Source organism: Capnocytophaga genosp. AHN8471, from assembly GCF_016806945.1.
In the GTDB taxonomy this organism is placed as follows: Bacteria; Bacteroidota; Bacteroidia; order Flavobacteriales; family Flavobacteriaceae; genus Capnocytophaga; species Capnocytophaga periodontitidis.
In genome coordinates this window covers 24,217-44,432 of record NZ_JAESPJ010000029.1, presented here as the reverse complement: position 1 = coordinate 44,432, position 20,216 = coordinate 24,217, and the positions used below count along the sequence as shown (strand labels likewise).

At 36.3% G+C, this 20,216-nt stretch carries 25 protein-coding genes; 5 read left to right on the top strand and 20 right to left on the bottom strand.

Annotated features, from left to right (window positions below; translation table 11 throughout):
- Positions 1-7: 7 nt before the first annotated feature.
- The 5 genes from ruvC to JMN12_RS12270 all read right to left on the bottom strand — a co-directional run bounded on the left by ruvC (position 8) and on the right by JMN12_RS12270 (position 4,160).
- The gene (gene ruvC / locus JMN12_RS12290; protein ID WP_088594324.1) at positions 8-553 is read right to left on the bottom strand and encodes a crossover junction endodeoxyribonuclease RuvC; all 546 of its coding nucleotides are present in this window, start codon (positions 551-553) and stop codon (positions 8-10) included.
- A 13-nt stretch (positions 554-566) separates the two neighbouring features.
- Entirely contained in the window at positions 567-1,100 is a 534-nt protein-coding gene (locus JMN12_RS12285) for a hypothetical protein (protein ID WP_009751083.1), read from the bottom strand.
- Positions 1,101-1,257: 157 nt separating this feature from the next.
- The gene (locus JMN12_RS12280) at positions 1,258-2,157 is read right to left on the bottom strand and encodes a Ppx/GppA phosphatase family protein (RefSeq protein ID WP_009751082.1); all 900 of its coding nucleotides are present in this window, start codon (positions 2,155-2,157) and stop codon (positions 1,258-1,260) included.
- Positions 2,158-2,164: 7 nt separating this feature from the next.
- Positions 2,165-3,223: a 4-hydroxythreonine-4-phosphate dehydrogenase PdxA gene (pdxA, locus tag JMN12_RS12275; protein WP_088594325.1), complete on the bottom strand. Its 1,059-nt coding sequence runs from the start codon at positions 3,221-3,223 to the stop codon at positions 2,165-2,167.
- A 25-nt stretch (positions 3,224-3,248) separates the two neighbouring features.
- The gene (locus JMN12_RS12270) at positions 3,249-4,160 is read right to left on the bottom strand and encodes a leucine-rich repeat domain-containing protein (RefSeq protein ID WP_088594326.1); all 912 of its coding nucleotides are present in this window, start codon (positions 4,158-4,160) and stop codon (positions 3,249-3,251) included.
- A gap of 66 nt (positions 4,161-4,226) precedes the next feature.
- Between JMN12_RS12270 and JMN12_RS12265 the strand changes: the two genes are divergently transcribed.
- Positions 4,227-5,126, top strand: coding sequence for a GYDIA family GHMP kinase (locus JMN12_RS12265; RefSeq protein ID WP_088594327.1), 900 nt, complete (start codon positions 4,227-4,229; stop codon positions 5,124-5,126).
- 106 nt (positions 5,127-5,232) lie between these two features.
- Here the strand turns inward: JMN12_RS12265 and JMN12_RS12260 are convergent, their stop codons facing one another.
- The 15 genes from JMN12_RS12260 to JMN12_RS12190 form a co-directional block, all read right to left on the bottom strand.
- On the bottom strand, positions 5,233-6,102 hold the full coding sequence (locus tag JMN12_RS12260) for a mechanosensitive ion channel family protein (RefSeq protein WP_088594328.1): 870 nt from the start codon (positions 6,100-6,102) through the stop codon (positions 5,233-5,235).
- Positions 6,103-6,240: 138 nt separating this feature from the next.
- Positions 6,241-7,710, bottom strand: a complete 1,470-nt coding sequence (guaB, locus tag JMN12_RS12255) for an IMP dehydrogenase (protein WP_088594329.1) — start codon at positions 7,708-7,710, stop codon at positions 6,241-6,243.
- A gap of 172 nt (positions 7,711-7,882) precedes the next feature.
- Positions 7,883-8,755 carry an outer membrane beta-barrel protein gene (locus tag JMN12_RS12250; RefSeq protein WP_088594330.1) on the bottom strand — a complete coding sequence of 291 codons (873 nt, stop codon included), beginning with the start codon at positions 8,753-8,755 and terminating at the stop codon, positions 7,883-7,885.
- Between the two features lie 7 nt (positions 8,756-8,762).
- Positions 8,763-9,104 carry an arsenate reductase (glutaredoxin) gene (gene arsC, locus JMN12_RS12245; protein ID WP_088594331.1) on the bottom strand — a complete coding sequence of 114 codons (342 nt, stop codon included), beginning with the start codon at positions 9,102-9,104 and terminating at the stop codon, positions 8,763-8,765.
- A 30-nt stretch (positions 9,105-9,134) separates the two neighbouring features.
- Positions 9,135-9,899: a DeoR/GlpR family DNA-binding transcription regulator gene (locus JMN12_RS12240; protein ID WP_088594332.1), complete on the bottom strand. Its 765-nt coding sequence runs from the start codon at positions 9,897-9,899 to the stop codon at positions 9,135-9,137.
- Between the two features lie 172 nt (positions 9,900-10,071).
- Complete coding sequence (locus tag JMN12_RS12235; protein ID WP_009751073.1) at positions 10,072-10,332, bottom strand: hypothetical protein; 261 nt, start codon at positions 10,330-10,332, stop codon at positions 10,072-10,074.
- Positions 10,333-10,670: 338 nt separating this feature from the next.
- Entirely contained in the window at positions 10,671-11,762 is a 1,092-nt protein-coding gene (gene dnaX, locus JMN12_RS12230; protein ID WP_088594334.1) for a DNA polymerase III subunit gamma/tau, read from the bottom strand.
- A 2-nt stretch (positions 11,763-11,764) separates the two neighbouring features.
- Complete coding sequence (locus JMN12_RS12225) at positions 11,765-12,283, bottom strand: hypothetical protein (protein WP_088594335.1); 519 nt, start codon at positions 12,281-12,283, stop codon at positions 11,765-11,767.
- A 55-nt stretch (positions 12,284-12,338) separates the two neighbouring features.
- Complete coding sequence (locus JMN12_RS12220; RefSeq protein ID WP_088594336.1) at positions 12,339-12,674, bottom strand: ferredoxin; 336 nt, start codon at positions 12,672-12,674, stop codon at positions 12,339-12,341.
- Positions 12,675-13,784 (bottom strand): hypothetical protein, encoded by a 1,110-nt coding sequence (locus JMN12_RS12215; RefSeq protein WP_009751068.1) that lies wholly within the window; start codon positions 13,782-13,784, stop codon positions 12,675-12,677.
- 42 nt (positions 13,785-13,826) lie between these two features.
- On the bottom strand, positions 13,827-14,885 hold the full coding sequence (locus tag JMN12_RS12210; protein ID WP_088594337.1) for an NAD(P)/FAD-dependent oxidoreductase: 1,059 nt from the start codon (positions 14,883-14,885) through the stop codon (positions 13,827-13,829).
- A 63-nt stretch (positions 14,886-14,948) separates the two neighbouring features.
- Entirely contained in the window at positions 14,949-15,563 is a 615-nt protein-coding gene (locus JMN12_RS12205; protein WP_088594338.1) for a DUF4230 domain-containing protein, read from the bottom strand.
- 11 nt (positions 15,564-15,574) lie between these two features.
- Positions 15,575-15,949, bottom strand: a complete 375-nt coding sequence (gene crcB / locus JMN12_RS12200) for a fluoride efflux transporter CrcB (protein WP_088594339.1) — start codon at positions 15,947-15,949, stop codon at positions 15,575-15,577.
- Entirely contained in the window at positions 15,946-16,377 is a 432-nt protein-coding gene (locus tag JMN12_RS12195; protein WP_088594340.1) for a hypothetical protein, read from the bottom strand. The genes crcB and JMN12_RS12195 overlap by 4 nt, the downstream gene beginning before the upstream one ends.
- Positions 16,358-16,966: an NUDIX hydrolase gene (locus JMN12_RS12190; protein WP_088594341.1), complete on the bottom strand. Its 609-nt coding sequence runs from the start codon at positions 16,964-16,966 to the stop codon at positions 16,358-16,360. Before JMN12_RS12190 ends, JMN12_RS12195 begins: the two co-directional genes overlap by 20 nt.
- 6 nt (positions 16,967-16,972) lie before the next feature.
- Between JMN12_RS12190 and pyrE the strand changes: the two genes are divergently transcribed.
- From pyrE to aroC, 4 genes are all read left to right on the top strand, one after another.
- Positions 16,973-17,614, top strand: a complete 642-nt coding sequence (pyrE, locus tag JMN12_RS12185) for an orotate phosphoribosyltransferase (RefSeq protein WP_203139512.1) — start codon at positions 16,973-16,975, stop codon at positions 17,612-17,614.
- 313 nt (positions 17,615-17,927) lie between these two features.
- The gene (locus tag JMN12_RS12180; RefSeq protein ID WP_203083518.1) at positions 17,928-18,701 is read left to right on the top strand and encodes a DUF695 domain-containing protein; all 774 of its coding nucleotides are present in this window, start codon (positions 17,928-17,930) and stop codon (positions 18,699-18,701) included.
- Positions 18,702-18,743: 42 nt separating this feature from the next.
- On the top strand, positions 18,744-19,136 hold the full coding sequence (locus tag JMN12_RS12175) for an SRPBCC family protein (RefSeq protein ID WP_203083438.1): 393 nt from the start codon (positions 18,744-18,746) through the stop codon (positions 19,134-19,136).
- Entirely contained in the window at positions 19,136-20,194 is a 1,059-nt protein-coding gene (gene aroC, locus JMN12_RS12170) for a chorismate synthase (protein WP_203083437.1), read from the top strand. Before JMN12_RS12175 ends, aroC begins: the two co-directional genes overlap by 1 nt.
- The last annotated feature ends 22 nt before the right edge of the window (positions 20,195-20,216 follow it).

Here is a 20,216-nt window from a genome sequence, read left to right as displayed (position 1 = left end):
GTATTTTTTAACCTATACGGTCTTGATTTTGTTTTACAAAAGCATCCCAACCACTATAGTTTTGCTGTTTTTGTGCCTTACCACCATTAAAAAAGTGACAAACAGCCACCGCCAGACCGTCGGTTGCGTCAAAGTGTTTGGGGAGTTCTTTTATGTTTAGAAGTTGTTGAAGCATTTTGGCTACTTGTTCCTTGGAAGCACTACCGTTGCCCGTAATAGCCATTTTTACCTTTTTAGGTTCGTATTCAGTAATAGGGATTTCGCGCGATAAACCTGCTGCCATCGCTACTCCTTGAGCTCTCCCTAATTTCAACATTGATTGAACGTTTTTACCAAAGAAAGGTGCTTCAATAGCTAATTCATCAGGTTTATAGGTGTCTATCAGTTCTAAAGTACGATTGAAAATCACACTTAGTTTTAAGTAGTGATTGCTGTATTTACTGAGTTGAAGTTCATTCAGTTGTAAGAGTTTCATAGTATCTCTTTCCACCTGAATAAGTCCAAAGCCCATAATAGTAGTACCAGGGTCGATACCTAAAATAACACGTTCCAAAAGCTACTACAGATTATTTAACGTTAATTTTAATAGGGAGTTCAAATTGAGTGCTTACATTTTGTCCATTTTTAGTAGCGGGGGCAATAGCATCGTTATCAGACAACATTGATAGATTAGCGCGCAAAGAATCCTCAAAACTTTCGTTTTCGGTGCTGAGTAATTCTTTAGTTTTCTCATCAGCTTTAATATCTATGAGCACTATTTTTCCGATATTATCTACTTTTATGTTGAGAATAACACTATCTTTAATAGGTTCAGACACTTCGTAAGGGTCTTTTCGCAAGCGTTCTTCAAAGAGAGCTGCAAAAGTTTTCTCAAAGCATTCTTTTTGAGTAGGTTTAGTAGTAGCGGTATCGCATACCCCTTTAAAAATAGGGTAAGTATCTACATCTTCTTTTATTACTTCATCAAATTTAATCTTAGCAAGAGAGTCTAATTTTTTTTGTAACTCAGCTTCTTTCTGTTCAGGAGTGAGTTGAGATCCATTCTTTTTGCAAGAAGCAAAAGCTAAGAATAAAGCTAAAAAACAAAAGTAAAATTTCATAATTGAATGTGTATTAAATGTTTTTAGGGCTCAAAAGTATTACAAAAAAATGATTTATAAAAATAAATCGTTTATTTTTTGAGGTTTTAAAGTGTAATTTACAGAGTAGTTTGATATATAAATCACTGATAATAAGATAAATATAATTATTTTAAACTTATTTTATAACGTTGTTTTCTTTGTTGTAAATAGTCCTTACGATACCATCGGCGAGACCAATACGAGGTACGTGAACAATCTCAGCTCCCGACCATTTCATTGCATTAGTGAATACAGTGAGAGCATAGAGGATTACGTCGGCGCGATCGGGATTGAATCCTAAGAGCCTAATACGTTCTTCATAAGAAAAACCAGAAACATAGTTGTGATAATCGGTGAGATACTGATAGCTAAGAGGTTCACCTTCTTTACTATTAGAGTTCTTATGGATTTTATTGATATTTCCGCCAGAGCCTATGGCTTCTATATGTTCACAATCTTTAGTGTGTTTTTTTATCCATTTTTCAACATCTTCCCACGTTTTGTCGCTCACCTTGTTATCTAATAAGCGCACTGTACCAATAGGGAATGAACGCGATTTTTTTACTTTCCCTTTAGAAAAGACAGTGAACTCAGTGCTACCTCCTCCCACATCTATATATAGGTAATCTTTATCTTTTTGTATCAAACTTGAAATATCGGTAGAGGCAATGATGCTCGCCTCTTCAGCGCCATCTATAATTTCAATGCGTACTCCAGTGCGTTTATAAACCTCATCGGCTACTTGTTGTCCATTAGTAGATTCACGCATTGCCGAAGTAGCGCAAGCACGATAGTTTTCTACTTGATTTATTTTCATCAGCAAGCTAAAGGCTTGCATAGCATCAGCTAATCTATCAGTATTTTCAGGAGAGATAAGTCCATCTAAAAACACATCAGCTCCCAAACGGATAGGAACACGTACTAAGCTCGCTTTGGTAAATTTTGGGGCTTCATTAGGTTCTTCTAAAACGTTAGAGATGAGCAATCTCACCCCGTTAGACCCTATATCTATAGCTCCTAACTTTTTGATATTCATATTGTAATTATTTATCTTTATCTGCTTCTAAAGCACGTACTTTCAGAGGGTTTTTAGTTAGTTCGGCATATTCTTCCCGATTTCTGAATACATCTAAAGCGGTGTAAATAGCATGGCGGAATGACTCAGGATCGGCAATACCCTTACCTGCTATCTCGTAAGCAGTACCATGATCGGGGGAAGTGCGTACTTTGCTAAGTCCAGCTGTGTAGTTCACACCACTACCAAAAGCAATGGTTTTGAAAGCTATAAGACCTTGATCATGATAAGGAGCAAGCACAGCATCGTAGTTGCGATAAGTTTGAGAACCAAAGAAACTATCGGCAGCAAAAGGACCAAATACTAATATATTTTCATCGAAGTACAGTTTTTTTAAGGCAGGGCGTAGCACTTCATCATCTTCATTGCCAATAACCCCTTTGTCTCCACAATGAGGATTGATACCTAATACAGCTATTTTAGGGCGTTGCAAGCGGAAATCTTTGATGAGAGATTCATTCATCAAACGAGCTTTCTCCATAATGAGTGATTCGGTAATGAGAGAGGATACGTCTTTTAGAGGCACGTGATCTGTAAGTAATCCTACCTTTAAGTCTTCACTTACCATAAACATTAGGCTGGTTCCATTGAGTTCTTTGGCTAAGTAATCGGTGTGACCAGGGAAGTGAAAATTATCAGACTGGATGTTGTTTTTATTGATAGGAGCAGTTACTAATACATCAATTTCGTTATTTTTAAGAGCTTCTACAGCAGCCTGTAACGATAGGAAAGCATATTTTCCACCTTCTTCAGTTTCCTGACCAAAGGTAACTGTAGGAGTTTCTTTCCAGCAGTTGAGTACATTTAGTTTACCTTCAATGGCGGCATCTACACTATCGATGCCTTGAAAATTAGCCATTGTATTGAAATGTTTCTTTTGGAAAGAAACTAATTTATTAGAAGCAAAAATAATAGGGGTACACAATTCCAATATTTGGTGGTCTTCAAAGGTTTTGAGGATAATCTCAAGCCCTATTCCATTCATATCACCAATGGAAATGCCTACTTTTATCAGTTTATCTTTCATAAAAATTGAGATGTTTTTTAGGGTATTATTCTTCTTTTTGATTGTAGAATACGGTTATTTTAGGTAGGCGTTTTTCTACTTCTTCATATTGTTGAGTAGTAAAATTACGGTTGTTTATATACAAAACCCCTTTCCATAGTACTTTTTCGACAGATTTTATAAACTGTTTGAAATCAAGAGGGTTGTTGTTAATATTTACGTAAGTTAAATGAGGATTTTCAGCTAATGCTTGAGGTAATTTGGTAAGATTGTTTGCATTGAAATATACGTTTTCCAAGTGTTGCAAACGCCCTATAGAGGCAGGAACTTCAGTAAGTGCAGCATTGCGCAAAGATAGTTCTTCGAGCAAAGGCAATTTGTCGAAATTATCAGGAAGAGTTTTGATTTTATTTTTAGTGTCGAACTGACTAATGATGAGTGATTTCAGTTTAGACAAGGCAAATACTTGTTCAGGGAAAACAATTAATTCAGCTCCTTCAAACTTTAAATTTTCTAATTGTTGTAAGTTGATGAGAGAATTAGGAACTTCGGTTATAGGATTATAGACGTCTAAGGTTTGTAGAGCAGAAAGATGACCAATATTTTCGGGGAGTTTAGTGAGGTTGTTGAGACGCAACACTAATGTTTTTAGTGATTTATTTTCAGCACTCAATTCAGGAAAAGTAGAGATGCCTACTTCTTTTATTTCTAAATACTCTAATTGATTTGCCTCGGTGAGTAGTTTTTTTAACAAAGTTTCATTTAATTGTACTTGGTCGTTGCTATATATCTTTACTTCTTTAAATTTAGTAAAGTTAGTTTTTATCAATTCATCAACCGAGTTGAAATTTAGGTCGTTACCATCAGAAGTAGCAATGTTTACTCGTATAGATTGCGCTTGAGTAAACATAGGAATTGCTATGATAAAGGAGCATAAAAGTTGTTTTATTTTTTTCATTGTTCTATTTTTTATCTGTAAATAATTATTACTTTTGTACTTTCAGAGTGCAAAGATATAAAAAATATGAGAGTAACACAAACTTATTCTTTTCACAGTAATGGTAAATTACTTATCACAGGTGAATACGCGGTGCTTGATGGGGCACTTGCTTTTGCCCTTCCTACTCGAAAAGGACAAACATTAGAAGTAACTGAAAATGATGTGCAAGGAGGTTGGCAAGCCTTTGATAGCAATGGTAATTTATGGTTTGATAGCGCTGTGCTCACAACAGATGCTGACCAGAAAGTGGCTCAAACTCTACAAAAGATACTCACTACAGCAGCAGAACTCAATCCTGATTTTAAAAACAAATGGATGTATTCACAAGTGCAAACACATTTAGAATTTCCTCGTTTGTGGGGGTTAGGAACATCTTCTACACTTATCAATAACATAGCCCAGTGGGCAACAGTAAACCCGTATGAACTTCTATTTAAGAGTTTTGGTGGTAGTGGTTATGATATTGCTTGTGCTAAGAGTCAAACTCCTTTATTATATCGTCTTCAAGAGGATAAACCCCATAGTTACCCCTTGCGTTTTCTTTTCCCTCATACCCACTATATTTACTTTGTTTATCTCAACCAAAAACAAAATAGCCGAGAAGGTATTGCACGCTATCGCTCAGTAAGTAAAAGCAAACGCAAACTCGCTGAGAGTATCACACACCTTACAGAACACCTTGTATTAGCTTATACCATAGCCGATTTTTGCGCTATACTTAATGAACACGAAATGCTCATCAGTGAGTATCTCGGTATTCCCACAGTGAAAGAATATCTTTTCTCTGATTATAAAGGTACAGTAAAGAGTTTAGGAGCTTGGGGAGGAGATTTTGTATTAGCTATTTCAGAAACTGAAGATACACCGAATTATTTTTCATCTAAAGGTTTTGATATTTGTATTCCTTATGATGAAATGGTGTGAGAAAGTAAATACACTTTGTAGGAATAGAAAGTTTATAGAGTGCAACACAAGAGAAATTTAAAAACTTTATAGAAGTTCAAAAATTTTTTAACATTGGGGTCTATTTTTATTGTTTATCCATCTGAACAGTGCGAATAGGAAATGGTATATTTATATTATGTGCATCAAAACACTTCTTGATAGCCATTATAGCTTCTGATTTATACAGAAAAGACTCAGAAAGTTTCTTGGAAGGAATGGTAAAATATACGATAAAATTGATAGCACTATCGGCAAACTCAGTATAATAAAAAGAAATAGCCGTATCAAGCTCTTTTTGTTGCATCATCTTCCGAATAGTAGTCTCAGTGAGTATTTTCACCTGTTCTAAATCCGATTCATAACCTACACCACAAGTTACTAATACATTGGCTGTATCACTTTCAGAATAATTTTTCATAGGATTATCTACTATAAGCTTATTGGGTATAGAAACATAGTTCCCGTCAGCCATTTTAAGCTTGATAGTACGCAAATTTATATCTTCAATAGTTCCTGTATAGCCCATAGTTTCAATTTGATGCCCTATACGAATACTCTTGCTAAAAGATAAAGTAATGCCTGAAAAAGTATTGCTAAGCGTTCCTTGTAAAGCCAAACCGATAGCTAATCCAGCTACTCCAGCCCCTGCCAAAATGGTTTTGAACATATTTTCGAGATCTAAAATATTTAACGAAAACATAAAGAAGGTAATAACTACTAAAACAGAAATAATATTACCAAGCATTATGCGCGAAGAAGGTTTTACACCGCGCCTTTCTAAGATACGAATGGCTATTTTTTTGATAAGTCTAGAAAGATAAAAGCCCAAAATAAAAACTAATAAAGCTATTACAATATTAGGTGTTTTATCGATGAAGAGTTGAATCCATAGATGTATTTTTTTAGTGAATACTTCTATAATATTAATATAATCATTTACTATTCCGTTTTTCATTGAGTCTAATGAGTTTATTTTATCAGCTGGCAAAAGTACAAAATATATTGTTGATAGTCACTTTTTTGTTATTTATTACATAAATGAGGCTGTCTGAAAAGATTAGACAGCCTCATTTATGGAAGTTATATTCGTTTATTAACGTGAATAATTAGGAGCTTCTTTGGTGATGGTAATATTATGGGGGTGGCTTTCGGTAATTCCGCTTGCAGTGATGCGCACAAAGCGACTCACGGCTTGCAACGTTTCGATATCCTTGGCACCACAGTATCCCATACCTGCGCGCAAGCCTCCGATGAACTGATGCATACTTTCTTGTAGTTCGCCTTTGTATGCCACGCGCCCTACAATGCCTTCGGGGACAAGTTTTTTGATATCGTCTTCTACATCTTGGAAATAGCGGTCTTTACTACCTTGGTTCATCGCTTCTACCGAGCCCATACCGCGATAAGATTTGTATTTTCTGCCTTCAAAAATGATAGTTTCCCCCGGTGATTCCTTAGTGCCAGCAAGCAGAGAGCCAAGCATCACACTATTGGCACCTGCGGCGATAGCTTTTACGATATCGCCGGTGTAGCGAATGCCTCCGTCGGCAATCACAGGGATTCCTTTGCCTTTAAGAGCGTTTGCGACGTTCATCACCGCTGATAATTGAGGATAACCCACACCTGCTACCACTCTGGTAGTACATATAGAGCCTGGACCTATGCCTACTTTCACTGCATCGGCGCCATTTTCGGCTAAATAAAGGGCGGCCTCGGCAGTGGCAATGTTTCCTACCACTACTTCTAAGTCGGTAAACTTGCTTTTTACGGCATTAAGAGCATTCACTACGCCTTTTGTATGTCCGTGAGCTGTATCGATAACTACGGCATCAACTCCTGCTTGTACAAGAGCTTCGGCACGGTCTACTACATCGGCAGTAACGCCTAAGGCTGCTGCTACGCGCAAGCGTCCTAAGCTATCTTTGTTAGAAATAGATTTTTCTTGCAAGTTGGCAATATCTCGGAAAGTAATAAGACCTACTAATTTGTAGTTTTTATCTACTACGGGGAGTTTTTCTACCTTACTGCGTTGTAAAATACCCTCAGCTTCCTTCATAGAAGTGCCTTCGTTGGCAATCACGAGGTTTTTAGAGGTCATTACTTCAGTTATAGGGCGATTATTATCGTGTTCAAAGCGTAAATCGCGGTTAGTTACAATGCCTTTTAAGATTCCGTTAGCATCAACAATAGGTATACCACCAATACTATTTTCTTTCATACAGCGTTTTGCATCACTCACCTTACTGTTTAACGGAAGCGTAACAGGGTCGATAATCATACCGCTTTCGGCACGTTTTACTTTGCGTATTTGTTTAGCTTGCTCCTCAATAATCATATTTTTGTGGAGTACCCCTATGCCTCCTTCGCGTGCCATAGCTATAGCCATAGCAGCTTCGGTTACAGTGTCCATAGCTGCTGAGATAATAGGTACATTCAAAGTGATATTACGGGTAAAATGTGAAGTTATCGACACTTCACGAGGTAATATCTCAGAATAATTGGGGATTAGAAGGACATCATCATAGGTAAATCCTTCATTAATAATTTTATCTTGGAAATTCATTTAAAAAAGAGAATTTAGTTGCGTGCAAATGTACTTCTTTTTTTATATATGAAGCAAATTTTTTCTGAGTATTTTTCTTTTATTGACTGTTTTTTGGTAAGAAAAACACCTATCAGTTTCGGTAAACTTTCAACTGATAAGTGTTTTGTTATATGATAATGAAGAAAATTTTTTAAAAAGTATAGGTTACTCCAAAATGAACTCCTATAGATGAGTAAGGCGCATCAGGAGCTCCCTTGCCTTCCCAACTATAAGTATCTTCCAATAGAGGTGATATTTGAGTTGCCAATTGTTTCAACGCTACTGTTTGAGGAGATGCTGGAGCATTTTGTAGAGTTACCATATAACCTTTGAACTCTTGAAGACTAATTGTAGAAGTAGTGCCTGCTATAGTGCGAGTAGCTGAGAAATCTTTTAGTTTAGATTCCTTGCGAGGTACATTGATGTTAAGATATTCTCCTTCTACAAAAAAAGCTACTCTATCAGCTACTTTAAAACGATAGCCTATTCCTCCTATAAAACCAAAAGGTATTTTTCCGTGGAAATTATTATTAAAATCAGCTTTCATATCTACCATAGTTGTTGAAGGAGCCATTGGGTTAAACATTCTCAAAGGTAATTTAGCATTAAGTTCTGTTTGTATTTCGGTTTTACCACCTATTTTGGTAACACCTCCAGCACGTACATACAAATTATCAGTAATATTGAATACTAATGAAAGGGAAGCTCCATAAGCACGACCGTGTCCCTTCATATTCAATATTTGGTTTTTATTGGTAGGCATATCCTCACCGTAGAGATAACCTAAAGCTAATTCAGCTCCCCAACGTTTATGGAAGAAATAACCTCCGCTCAATTGCGCTTGATAACCTTCTCCATAACTTCCTTTTAAATCGGTGATAGCAGTAGCATTAGTAGCGTCTCTACCTAATGTCTTTTCATGAGCTTTAAATCCATACCCACCACTCACTGAAATGTATGCTTGTGAGTAGATAGCTGTTGCTCCCCAAACGAAAGCAATGACACATAATAATGTTTTTCTCATTTGTTAATTATATAATTTCATTTATTTTTTCAGTAGGGCGCCCTATTACAGCTTTATCCCCTACCACAACAATAGGGCGTTCAATAAGCTGAGGGTATTCTACCATCGCTTCTATAATTTGTTCATCAGTAAGTGTTTTTTCTTTAAAATGTTCTTTCCAAACATTTTCTTTAGTACGAACTAATTCAATAGGAGATAGTTGTAATTTAGTAAGTAGTTCTTTAATTTGTTCTTTAGAAATACCTTCTTTGAGGTAATCTACTACTTTATATGCCTTATTAGCTTCTTTTAAAAGCTCCAAAGCACAACGTGATTTGGAGCATTTAGGATTGTGATATATTTGTATCATAAACAATTTATTGATTTGTGAATTTGCTAATTAGCAAATTACTACTTCTACCCCTCTTTTTTCGAGTTCTTCTACAAACTCGGGGTCTACATTGCTATCAGTGATGAGCATATCTATTTTTTCGACGTAACAGATGAAGCCAAAACCGCGTTTATGTATTTTTGAGGAATCGGCGAGGACGATAGTTTTATCTACACGTTCCATCATTTTTTTGTTGAGATGAGCTTCTCCTACATTGGTAGAACTCAATCCATAATCGAGATCTATACCTTCTATTCCTAAGAATAAAGTAGTACAAGAGAAGTTGCTAAGAGTTTCTTCGGCGAGTACACCTATAGTAGAAGTAGAGTTTTTGCGTACCTCACCTCCTAAGTGGATGGTGTTTACATTAGGGTTTTTACATACTTCTAAGGCAACCCTTAATGAAGGGGTTAACACAGTAAGATTACGGAAACCATAAAGTTTTTGAGCTAATAAATTAACTGTAGTTCCTGATGAAAGTATGATAAACTCATTTTCTTTGATAAAGTCTAACGCTTTAGTAATAATACGCGTTTTTTCCTCTACATTTTGAGTTTCTTTCTCAGTTATTGTTTGATCAAACACATAGCGCATTTGCTTGCTAGCACCTCCGTGAGTACGATGGAGGTAACCTTCTTGTTCTAAGAGCGTTAAGTCTTTACGTATAGTAACTACCGAAACTTTAAGCTTTTCACTCAGTTCATTTACGCTGATGTACTTTTTGGTTTCTAAGCTCTCCAAAATCTTAGACTGTCGTTCATTAAGTACTTTCATATTTTATAATTTTATTAATATTCGTGTTGGAAAAAGTTCATTTAAAAAAGTCTTATATTAACATTTTTGGGGCAAAATTAAACATTATACTGAAAAAAACAAAAGTTTTAGAAATAAAAAAATGCTATTGCACTTAAACACAACAGCAATAATATTTTTATAATACAGATAATTAAGGTTTTAACATTAAGCTAAAAGCATTTCTAAAATCTTGTAACAGAGGGTTTTCTTCTAATAATCGTTCATATTTATCCTCAGGACTTACTGCTATTTTTTTAGCAATTTCTTCATTCACTTTTATTTGAATATTCATATCATAGTTGCGTAATGATCTATGTAGATAATCCAACAAATGATGTTCTATATTCAATATTCCTGTTTTTGCAGTATTACTTGATACTTCTAAATCAATAGTAGTTCCTTCTAATTTCAAATTAGCTATTTTTAGAATGGAGGCTTGTATACGCTCTCCTTTTGCAAGTAATTCTTCTATATAATTATCCCAATAGTGTTGAAAAGTTTCTTGAGTAAATGTTTCTTTAGGTAAAGAATTAGGGTCTATTATAATCTCTTTATTGCTCTTTTGGTGTTCCGTTTTTACGTGTACACTTTTGATAGAAAATCCAGAAACTACATTATGTCGTTGTTCTTTACTAATAGAAGGAATATTAGGAATAGGAGAAGCGGTAGTTATAGTAGGCTGTGATGGTTGGACTACTTTTGTAACCTCATTAGAGGGTTGTTCTTGTCTATTAAAAACGTAAGCCGGAATTACGAAGCGTCCATCATTTTTTTTTTATCTCCTTGGTAGGTTATAGAGGCGAGTTGCATTAAAGCTATTTCTACCAATAGTCGCTGGTTCTTGCTGGTGCGATATTTCAGGTCGCAATCGTTTGCAATAGCAATGGCGTCCATTAAGAAAGGAACAGTTGCACGAGCACTTTGCTCGGTATATTTTTTCTGAGTCTCCTCTCCTACTTCCATTAGAGTTATGGTAGTAGGATTTTTACATACCATTAAATCACGGAAATGGCTTGCTAAACCAGCTATAAAGTGATTGCCATCAAACCCTTGTGCTATCGTATCGTTGAATGCTACTAACAACTCTGGAAGTTTATTGTCTAAAATAAGGTCGGTTACTTTAAAATAGACTTCATAGTCGAGTACATTTAGTATTTCGGAAGTAGCTTGTCGAGTAATTTTCTCTCCTGAAAAACTCACTACGCGGTCAAAGATAGAAAGGGCATCACGCATAGCTCCGTCAGCTTTTTGTGCGATGATTTGTAATGCTTCATCTTCGGCTTCTATTCCTTGTTGTTGGGCTATATACTTTAGATATTCTCGAATATCATTAATTGTAATGCGTTTGAAATCAAATATTTGACAACGTGATAAAATGGTAGGGATAATTTTGTGTTTTTCCGTAGTAGCAAGGATGAAGATAGCGTGTTTAGGTGGCTCTTCTAAAGTCTTTAGAAAAGCGTTGAAAGCAGAAGGAGATAACATGTGTACCTCATCAATAATATATACTTTGTATTTGCCTACTTGCGGAGGAATGCGTACTTGTTCAATGAGTTTGCGTATATCGTCTACACTATTATTAGAAGCAGCATCGAGTTCAAAAATATTGAAAGCAAAGTCATTTTCATCTTCCATTCCAGAAGTTTGCTCATTTATTTTTTTAGCTAAAATACGTGCACAAGTAGTTTTTCCTACACCACGTGGTCCTGTGAAAAGAAGTGCCTGTGCCAAGTGATTGTTTTCAATGGCGTTGAGGAGGGTATTGGTAATCGCTTGTTGTCCTACCACATCACGAAATGATTGAGGACGATATTTGCGTGCTGATACTACAAAGTGGTTCATTGTTATTGTTTGTTAGTTTGATAAGTACCAAAGATGAGGTTAGATTCCACTAACTTATTACCATCTTCTTTTAGGAGTACTAAGTTACTAATTGTTATTTGATGATCATAACGCAATAAAGTCCCTGTATTTTCGTTGTAAATAGGACGAGTTGCGATAGTAACTGTTCCTCCTGTAGCTTCGCTATTAAAAGTAATCTGAGGAGAAGCTGGGTATATGGTATTACAAAAATAACTACTGTTTACTGCATCACTAAAGGTGCGGTAATAGAGCTTATAGTTATTGGGTATTGTACCTGTAACTGTTTTTTCTTTATTTTCTAAGACACCTGCAGGAATTGTGAGATAAAGAGCTTGTTTTTGATTATACTTATACAGAAAATCAACAGCGGTATCATTTGCTCTACAAGAAAGAACATCAGAATTTTCAAAAGAGATAGATTCGACCTCCATATCACCATCGTTGCAAGCCATCGCGAAAAGCCCTATTATAAAAGCAAATAAAAGTATTTTTCTATTCATTCAAGTTTAATATTTTGGCAAAGATATAAAAAAATAATATATAAAAGCCTATTATTTAAGAAAAAGGAGCTAACACAACTTCTAACCCGTTGATTTCAGGGGTAATAGGTATTTGACATCCTAACCTACTATTAGGTTTTACGTGAAAAGCTTCAAAAAGCATTGCTCGTTCTTCTTCACCCATTTCAGGTAGTGTAACTTCGTTTTCATTTTGTACATAGCACTGACAAGAAGCACACATTGCCATACCTCCACAAATACCTATTTCGCCATCTTGAGCGATTTCGTAAGCACGCATTACTTCCATTAGGTTCATATTCATATCGGTAGGGGCTTCTATTTCGTATAGAAGCCCCTCGCGATCGGTTATTTTTAGATGTATTTCGTTCATTTATTTAGCAAAGTATTCTATTTTGCGAACACGGGCACAAATTGGTTTATCATTTTCAAACATTAATATTTGAGTCCAATTTCCCATTTTGTCAAAAGTATAACGATACTTATAGTTAAGTTCTTTTGTAATATATGAGGTGAGTAGATTATGTTCATCATATACTTTAGTAGAGGCTACTTCTGTACGGGTTTTTATTACTTGAGTTTCTCCAGATTTATTGAACATATAGTTGGTTTCTATATAAAAATTGGGGTCATCGGTAGCAGTACAAATTGATTGGATAAGACGTCCTGCTTTATTATATTTATAAGTACAGATAGTTTCTTGACTTGAGGCGTTCAGGAATTTAGCTTTAGAAAGTAACCCTTCTTTGTTGTATTCGTTTTCGGTTTTCAAATACACATTTTTGTTTAGTACTTTATCCTCTGTTTCAGACACTTTATTAAGTTGGTTGTACTTGTAAGATTTTTCACGTGTATACTCTGGACGTATTTTCTTTTCTAACACGAGATTTTTTTCTTCATACAATTGTATATCTTTTTCTAAAGCTGAATTACTCGCTACTTTGTTTCTCTCAATACAATTGCCTAAATCATCATATTTGTAGGTAATAGTAATGAGCCATTCATTGGTATTGCCGTCAGTTTCATCTATTTTTACTAATCGGTTTTTCTCGTTGTAAAAGTATTGTCGGTTTACTAAAAGTTCACCATCTCCTAAGGAAAAAGAGGATTGACTTTTGTTTACTCTACCTTTCTTATCGTAGTAAAATCGCATTCCACCAAAAGGTTGATTCTCGGCATTGTAAGTGATTACTTCGAGATTGCGACCTGTATTGTCGAAAATATAGGCAATATTGGTTTTAGAGAATTTATTTTCATCTTTTTCTATATTCCAATCTTCGGCATAAGGAAAAACGCTATAAGTTTTTCCATCGAAAGTTTTAGTACCTTTAGGGTCAGGGTCGAGAAAAAAAGAATAATCTTCTACTTTTTTAATTTTGCCTTTCAATAGTAATGTTTTGCTGCTAATTGTATCAATTTGGGCATTTAGCGAAGCAGAAAATGCTAAAAAAGTGCTTGCTAATAGTACATTTATACTCTTCATTTTATTTAGTTATTAGTATTTACTATAAGATATATTCACTGTTTAAATTGCTTTTACCACAGCTTTTTCGGCTTCTTTTCTACTGCCATCAAAGCCGTCAATTCCTACTACAGTAGTGTACTTTAATACATATTTTTTATTAGGATAAATTCGGTTGTATATACTTTGGCACATTAGGGTTGCTTCGTGAAAACCACAGAGGATGAGTTTAAGTTTTCCTGGGTACGTATTCACATCACCTATGGCATATACCCCCTCTATACAAGTTTGGTAGTCTAAAGCATTATTTACCTTCACAGCGTTTTTTTCGATCTCTACCCCCCAAGTAGCAATAGGTCCTAATTTAGGAGTAAGACCAAAGAGTGGAATAAAAGCATCGGCTATAAGAGTTTCTTTATTACCTCCTTCTTGCTCTAACACTAATGATTCCAAATGCCCATTTCCTTCTAATCCTACTACTTCATAAGGAGTTTTTAAATTGATTTTACCAGCCTCTTTTAACGCTCTTACTTTCTCAACTGAATCTAAAGCTCCTCGAAATTCATTGCGACGGTGTACTAAAGTAACTGAAGCAGTAGCTACTTTTTCAGCTAAATAAATACTCCAATCTAAAGCAGAGTCCCCTCCTCCTGCAATTACGACGTGCTTACCTATATAGTTTTCTGGATTTTTGACAAAATAAGTCACCCCTTTATTTTCATATTGTTCAATATTAGGTAATTCAGGCTTACGAGGTTCAAAAGTACCTAATCCACCAGCTATAGCTACGGCTTTTCCTTTTATTTGGGTACCTTTTTCTGTAGTTACTATGAATGTATCATCATTATTTTTGGTGAGTGTCATTGCAGTTTCTCCAAGAGTAAATTCAGGTTGAAACTGCTTAATTTGCTCCATTAGGTTATCTACTAATTCAGAAGCTCCTACAGTAGGATATCCTGGTATATCAAAAATAGGTTTTTTAGGGTATAATTCAGTAAGTTGTCCGCCTACTTGTGGGAGTGTATCTATCAAGTGGCATTTTAAACGAAGGAGCCCTGCCTCAAATACTGCAAAAAGCCCCGTAGGTCCTGCCCCTATAATAATGATATCTGTTTCTTTCATTTATTGCTATTTTGGGGGCAAAGGTACAAAATAATTAACAATTAGCAAGTAACAATAAACAAATTATGGTTTCAGAAGTTTAAAATCATCTTTGTTTTCAATAGGTGTGTTTTGGTATTCTAAAGTCCAACCTACGGCACGGGTAGCAAAGATAAGGTTAGAAAGCTCAGTAAGCAGTCTGTTTTGGGCATTGCTCTTCAAAGTAGAAGCATCTACCTTGCGCTGTAATTCTGCTTTCACTTTTTTCTGTATTTTTTCTACATCATCAGGGGTAAATGGGTTTACTTGACTCTGACTCACATCGTAATACTTCATTGTAGGGTAAATCTTCACCTCAGCTTCTGGTAACGATTTAATGATAACTTTTTTTTGTTCTTCGTTTACTTCATAGTCGATTTTGTGCAAGTCATAAGCTACTGTTACATCGGCATTTACTACTGTAAGGATTTTCTTATCAAACGATAGCAAATCCATAAAGTACTTTTGAGTATCGGTATACGAGAGCACTTCGGCAAAATGTCCTTCGGTAACTACCAATTTGCTCACATTTGCGATTTGTGTTTGTATTAGGGCTGTATCAGCCTCTAATCGTTCTTGACTTTCTTTTTTATCGCTAAAATATTTTATAAGTAGCAATACAGCGACCGCTACGACTACTCCTAATAAAAATTTCTTCATTTTTTTATACTTTATTTATTACCTACAATACACCCCAAAAAGCACGCCAAAATACCAATTCCTACACTAACTATTACATAAAGAATAGCTTTTAGTAGTTCATTTTGTTGATATAACTGCAGTACCTCCAATGAAAAAGTAGAGAATGTTGTAAAACCTCCCAAAACACCTGTCATCAGCAATAAGGGTAAAAGGCTCTCCCCTACTCTATTCTTAAAATAGCTATACAATACACCTATAAAAAAGCATCCTAATACATTTACTACCAAAATGCCTATCGGGAATGTACAAGTGCGCACTATCTTGTTGAAGGCTATTGAAAGCATATAGCGCAATGTACCTCCTATAAAGCTACCAAGGCCAACTATTAGTATATCTTTTATCATATCAACGCAAAATCAGCACAATCTTCATACGATATGTATAGAATCCACTTCATACTTTCAGATAGAAAGTAATGATTTTCAGGTATATTATCCAATATATCTACTATGACTTTTTCTAAATATTTAAATGAGAATATATAGGTTAAGTTCGATACATTATCTCCTAAATACACCACTTTTTCATCTGGTGCTATCCCCGCCTCCTCCATTGCAATATTCTTTACAAAAGCTACAACGGCTTCATTCTCATCAAAAAACATTCTTTGATACTCATCCAATAGCTCAAAATCTACCCTACTCCCTTTAAAAGGTAAGTTAGCATTCACCTTATCTACATAAATATCAGAGCTTATTATTTGAAAATCTCCATCTTCTATATGCTCTTCTAATATTTTGATAAGCTCCAAATCATAAAAATTCTTTTCCATTTCTAACACCTAACACCAACTGAATATTCTTATACGAGTTCTTCACCAATTCCTTTGCCTCTGCCTCATCTTTCCAACATACTTTCTCTATATCCTCCTCTGTTTGAGGCACTAACTTTTTCTTGTAAGCTGTGGTCATATCATACCAATAGGTTTCTTTCAAAAAATAGTGTCCATCGCGTTTGAATAGGTGGTAAGTAATCGTCCTAAAACGCTGTATTAGGAGCTTTTTTACCCCCGTTTCTTCCTCCACTTCACGCAAGGCACAAGTAGCAATATTTTCACCCTTTTCTTTCTTTCCTTTGGGCAAATCCCACTTGCCGTGTCGCTTGATAAGCAGAACTTTTCCTTCCTCATTATACACCACACCTCCTCCTGCTTTTATAGTGGGTACAAGCTTCTTAAATTTCTTCATAAGTTTCTCTTCCTTAGGATGATAGAGATATATTCTACTTACCTCTTTACGACCTAATTCCTCGATGATTTCATCAAAGGTTACATCTTTTAATGGAAAATATTTGACGTTCTCAATATTTTCTCGTACATTTGTCAAAATAATCGACTTATCGTCTAAAAAAATTTCATACATAAGCTTATGATTTTAGATAACATTATGGCACAACATACTGCCGAATTTTTACTGCAAATTAACGCAATAAAATTGAATTCTGAAAATTATTTTACGTGGGCAAGCGGTTGGAAATCGCCTATTTATTGCGATAATCGCATAATCCTCTCATTTCCAGAGGTTCGCAATTACGTAGCCAACACTATGGCTACCTACATAAAAAGCTATTATCCCACTGCTGATGTGGTAGCTGGGGTAGCTACAGGGGCTATCGGAATGGGGATGTTGGTAGCCAATGCTCTCGATTTGCCCTTTGTCTATGTGCGTCCTGAACCTAAAAAACACGGTCGCCAAAACCAAATAGAGGGATTACTCTCTGCAGGACAGCAAGTAATCGTTATAGAAGACCTCATCAGCACTGGTATGAGTAGTCTCAATGCTGTAAAAGCCCTTCGCGACTTCGGCGCTGAAGTTTTAGGTATGGTGGCTATCTTCTCATATAATTTTGAGGTAGCAAATGCCAATTTTGCTACCGAAAAGCTCTCACTCCATACCCTCAGCGACTACGACCATTTGCTCATCAAAGCCTTAGCTATAGGCTACATCAGTGAGTATGAACTGGATACTCTCAAAGAATGGCGCAAAAGCCCCGACACATGGCGTAATTAACAAATCTGTAAATTATTAGTCAAAACATTGCGAATTTTTCAATAAATTCTCTAATCGATAAATGGGTAAATCAATAAATTAAATAGCTTGGTAATCAGTGTTTCATTTTACTACCTATCCTTTTTTTCACTGAAGGAACAATATAGAAAGAACGAAGGAAGAGCGAACACATACCGAACACAAAGCGAAGATAACACGATACAACACTAACAATCAATAGCTTAAATACTTTATCTTATAATTGAAAAATTCGCAATAAAAACTAAAAAATATTAACAATTTTGCAAAATAGATAAATCGACAAATAAATATGATTCAAAAAACAGAAATCCCCGAAAACTGGGCTGTCTATATCGGTAGAGTAGAAGATAAACCCGCTGTGTTTCGTGTCAATTTAGGTATAGGCGAAACCGATTCCCCTATAGAGGGTTATACCCAATGCGTAAGGCTAAACCTTGTCCTTAAAGCACCCGATGAGTATGGTTTTACTACCGATGAGGAAAGAGAACGTCTCTATAACATTGAAGATATTATAATGCCTTCACTAAAAGAGACCGATTTTTTAGCAGGAGTTGTAACCTATCAAGGCAATATAACGTGGTTTTACTATACTCAAGACGCTCCTTTATTGGTAGCCAACATCGAAAAGGCTTTCACAAATATTGCCGATTACGAACCTGAAATACGTGTCGTAGATGACCCTAATTGGGAAATATATTCCGACTATCTTTACCCCAATATCTACGAACATCAAAGCATCAAAAACAGTGCTGTAAAGCGCCATTGTGAAGAGTCAGGCGACCATACCGATCAAGAGCGCCCTATAGACCACTGGTTGTATTTCAATACTGAAAAGGATATGGCAGAAGCTATCGATAAGGTGAAAGCCTTAGGCTATGAAATACAAGAAAGTCGCAAAATAGAACCCGAAGAAGACGATGACCCTAACGAAGATTTAGGCTACCAATTGATAATTACCAAAGTAAATACTGTAGAGGCTATCGACCCCGACACTTGGGACTTGATAGATGTAGCTCTTGATACTAACGGCCAGTACGACGGCTGGGAAACCATTTTAGTAAAATAACAAATTGCCCGTGCGGCTCGCACCAAATTGACAAATTATCCAATGAATTTAGAAACCCAAAAAACAATCGTCCCCAAGAGTGCTAAAGACCTCTTTGCTCTCTTAGAAAAAGTAGAGACCTTTGAACGCTTGATGCCCGACAACATCAGCAAATTTGAAAAACTCACCGACACTTCTTTTGTGTTTGCCTTAAAAGGAATGCCTGAAATTTATTTAGAAAAGAAAAGTAGTACCCCTTATAGCCAGCTGGTATTAGGGGAAGCAAATGGTAAAATCCCCTTCCTGCTCACTACCAATATTGCTGAAATATCAGATAAAGAAAGTGAAGTGCAACTACTCTTCAAAGGGGATTTTAACCCCATAATGGCAATGATGGTCAAAACACCTATCAGTAAGTTTATAGAGGTATTAGTAACAAAAATGAAAGACTTATAATGGCAGGCAATAGCTTTGGCACACTTTTTAGGCTCACCTCCTTTGGTGAGTCGCACGGCGAGGCATTAGGAGGCATTATTGATGGCTGTCCCCCTAATATTCTTTTAAATTTTGAAGCCATACAGCACGAGCTCGACCGCCGCCGTCCAGGGCAGTCAGCTATTGTTACTCAACGAAAAGAGGGCGACAAGGTACGTTTCCTTTCGGGTATTTTAAACGGCAAGACTACAGGCACCCCTATTGGCTTTATCATTGAAAACGAAAATCAACATTCAGCCGATTATGCCCATATAGCCGAGGTATACCGTCCCAGTCACGCCGATTATGTATATCAACAGAAATACGGTATTCGTGATGTTCGTGGAGGCGGACGCTCATCAGCACGCGAGACCGTAAGCCGTGTAGTAGCAGGAGCTATAGCCAAACAAGTACTCAAAGGAATACAAATCAACGCTTATGTATCGAGTGTAGGCGAGCTTTCCCTTACTAAACCCTATACCGATCTCGATTTAGCCATAGCCGAAACCAATGCCGTGCGCTGTCCCGACCCTATCTTAGCAGAACAAATGGAAGCCTATATCAAAGCTATTCGCAAAGAAGGTGATACAGTGGGCGGAGTAGTAAGTTGTGTAGTAAAAGGAGTGCCTATAGGTTGGGGCGAACCTGTGTTCGACAAGCTCCACGCACAACTCGGCAAGGCGATGCTCTCTATCAATGCTGTAAAAGGCTTTGAATATGGTAGTGGCTTTGCAGGTACTACAATGCGTGGTAGTCAGCACAACGACCTTTTCAATCCCGATGGTACCACTCAAACCAACTATTCAGGCGGTATACAAGGGGGGATCAGCAACGGTATGGATATTTATTTTAGAGTAGCTTTTAAGCCCGTAGCTACCCTTATGCAAGAACAACCTGCCCTCGATAGCAAAGGCAACATAGTAACAATGCAAGGTAAAGGCAGGCACGACCCCTGTGTAGTACCCCGTGCCGTACCTATTGTCGAGGCAATGACCGCAATGGTGCTATTAGATTTTTGTTTGTTAAATAAAAAACACTAAATTATTTTGATAGTTCAATAGA

Bases quoted from the DNA above. Each gene is read 5' to 3' on its own strand.
- JMN12_RS12285 (WP_009751083.1), bottom strand. From the start codon at position 1,100: ATGAAATTTTACTTTTGTTTTTTAGCTTTATTCTTAGCTTTTGCTTCT.
- JMN12_RS12280 (WP_009751082.1), bottom strand. From the start codon at position 2,157: ATGAATATCAAAAAGTTAGGAGCTATAGATATAGGGTCTAACGGGGTG.
- pdxA (WP_088594325.1), bottom strand. From the start codon at position 3,223: ATGAAAGATAAACTGATAAAAGTAGGCATTTCCATTGGTGATATGAAT.
- JMN12_RS12270 (WP_088594326.1), bottom strand. From the start codon at position 4,160: ATGAAAAAAATAAAACAACTTTTATGCTCCTTTATCATAGCAATTCCT.
- JMN12_RS12265 (WP_088594327.1), top strand. From the start codon at position 4,227: ATGAGAGTAACACAAACTTATTCTTTTCACAGTAATGGTAAATTACTT.
- JMN12_RS12260 (WP_088594328.1), bottom strand. From the start codon at position 6,102: ATGAAAAACGGAATAGTAAATGATTATATTAATATTATAGAAGTATTC.
- guaB (WP_088594329.1), bottom strand. From the start codon at position 7,710: ATGAATTTCCAAGATAAAATTATTAATGAAGGATTTACCTATGATGAT.
- JMN12_RS12250 (WP_088594330.1), bottom strand. From the start codon at position 8,755: ATGAGAAAAACATTATTATGTGTCATTGCTTTCGTTTGGGGAGCAACA.
- arsC (WP_088594331.1), bottom strand. From the start codon at position 9,104: ATGATACAAATATATCACAATCCTAAATGCTCCAAATCACGTTGTGCT.
- JMN12_RS12240 (WP_088594332.1), bottom strand. From the start codon at position 9,899: ATGAAAGTACTTAATGAACGACAGTCTAAGATTTTGGAGAGCTTAGAA.
- dnaX (WP_088594334.1), bottom strand. From the start codon at position 11,762: ATGAACCACTTTGTAGTATCAGCACGCAAATATCGTCCTCAATCATTT.
- JMN12_RS12225 (WP_088594335.1), bottom strand. From the start codon at position 12,283: ATGAATAGAAAAATACTTTTATTTGCTTTTATAATAGGGCTTTTCGCG.
- JMN12_RS12220 (WP_088594336.1), bottom strand. From the start codon at position 12,674: ATGAACGAAATACATCTAAAAATAACCGATCGCGAGGGGCTTCTATAC.
- JMN12_RS12215 (WP_009751068.1), bottom strand. From the start codon at position 13,784: ATGAAGAGTATAAATGTACTATTAGCAAGCACTTTTTTAGCATTTTCT.
- JMN12_RS12210 (WP_088594337.1), bottom strand. From the start codon at position 14,885: ATGAAAGAAACAGATATCATTATTATAGGGGCAGGACCTACGGGGCTT.
- JMN12_RS12205 (WP_088594338.1), bottom strand. From the start codon at position 15,563: ATGAAGAAATTTTTATTAGGAGTAGTCGTAGCGGTCGCTGTATTGCTA.
- crcB (WP_088594339.1), bottom strand. From the start codon at position 15,949: ATGATAAAAGATATACTAATAGTTGGCCTTGGTAGCTTTATAGGAGGT.
- JMN12_RS12195 (WP_088594340.1), bottom strand. From the start codon at position 16,377: ATGGAAAAGAATTTTTATGATTTGGAGCTTATCAAAATATTAGAAGAG.
- JMN12_RS12190 (WP_088594341.1), bottom strand. From the start codon at position 16,966: ATGTATGAAATTTTTTTAGACGATAAGTCGATTATTTTGACAAATGTA.
- pyrE (WP_203139512.1), top strand. From the start codon at position 16,973: ATGATTTTAGATAACATTATGGCACAACATACTGCCGAATTTTTACTG.
- JMN12_RS12175 (WP_203083438.1), top strand. From the start codon at position 18,744: ATGAATTTAGAAACCCAAAAAACAATCGTCCCCAAGAGTGCTAAAGAC.
- aroC (WP_203083437.1), top strand. From the start codon at position 19,136: ATGGCAGGCAATAGCTTTGGCACACTTTTTAGGCTCACCTCCTTTGGT.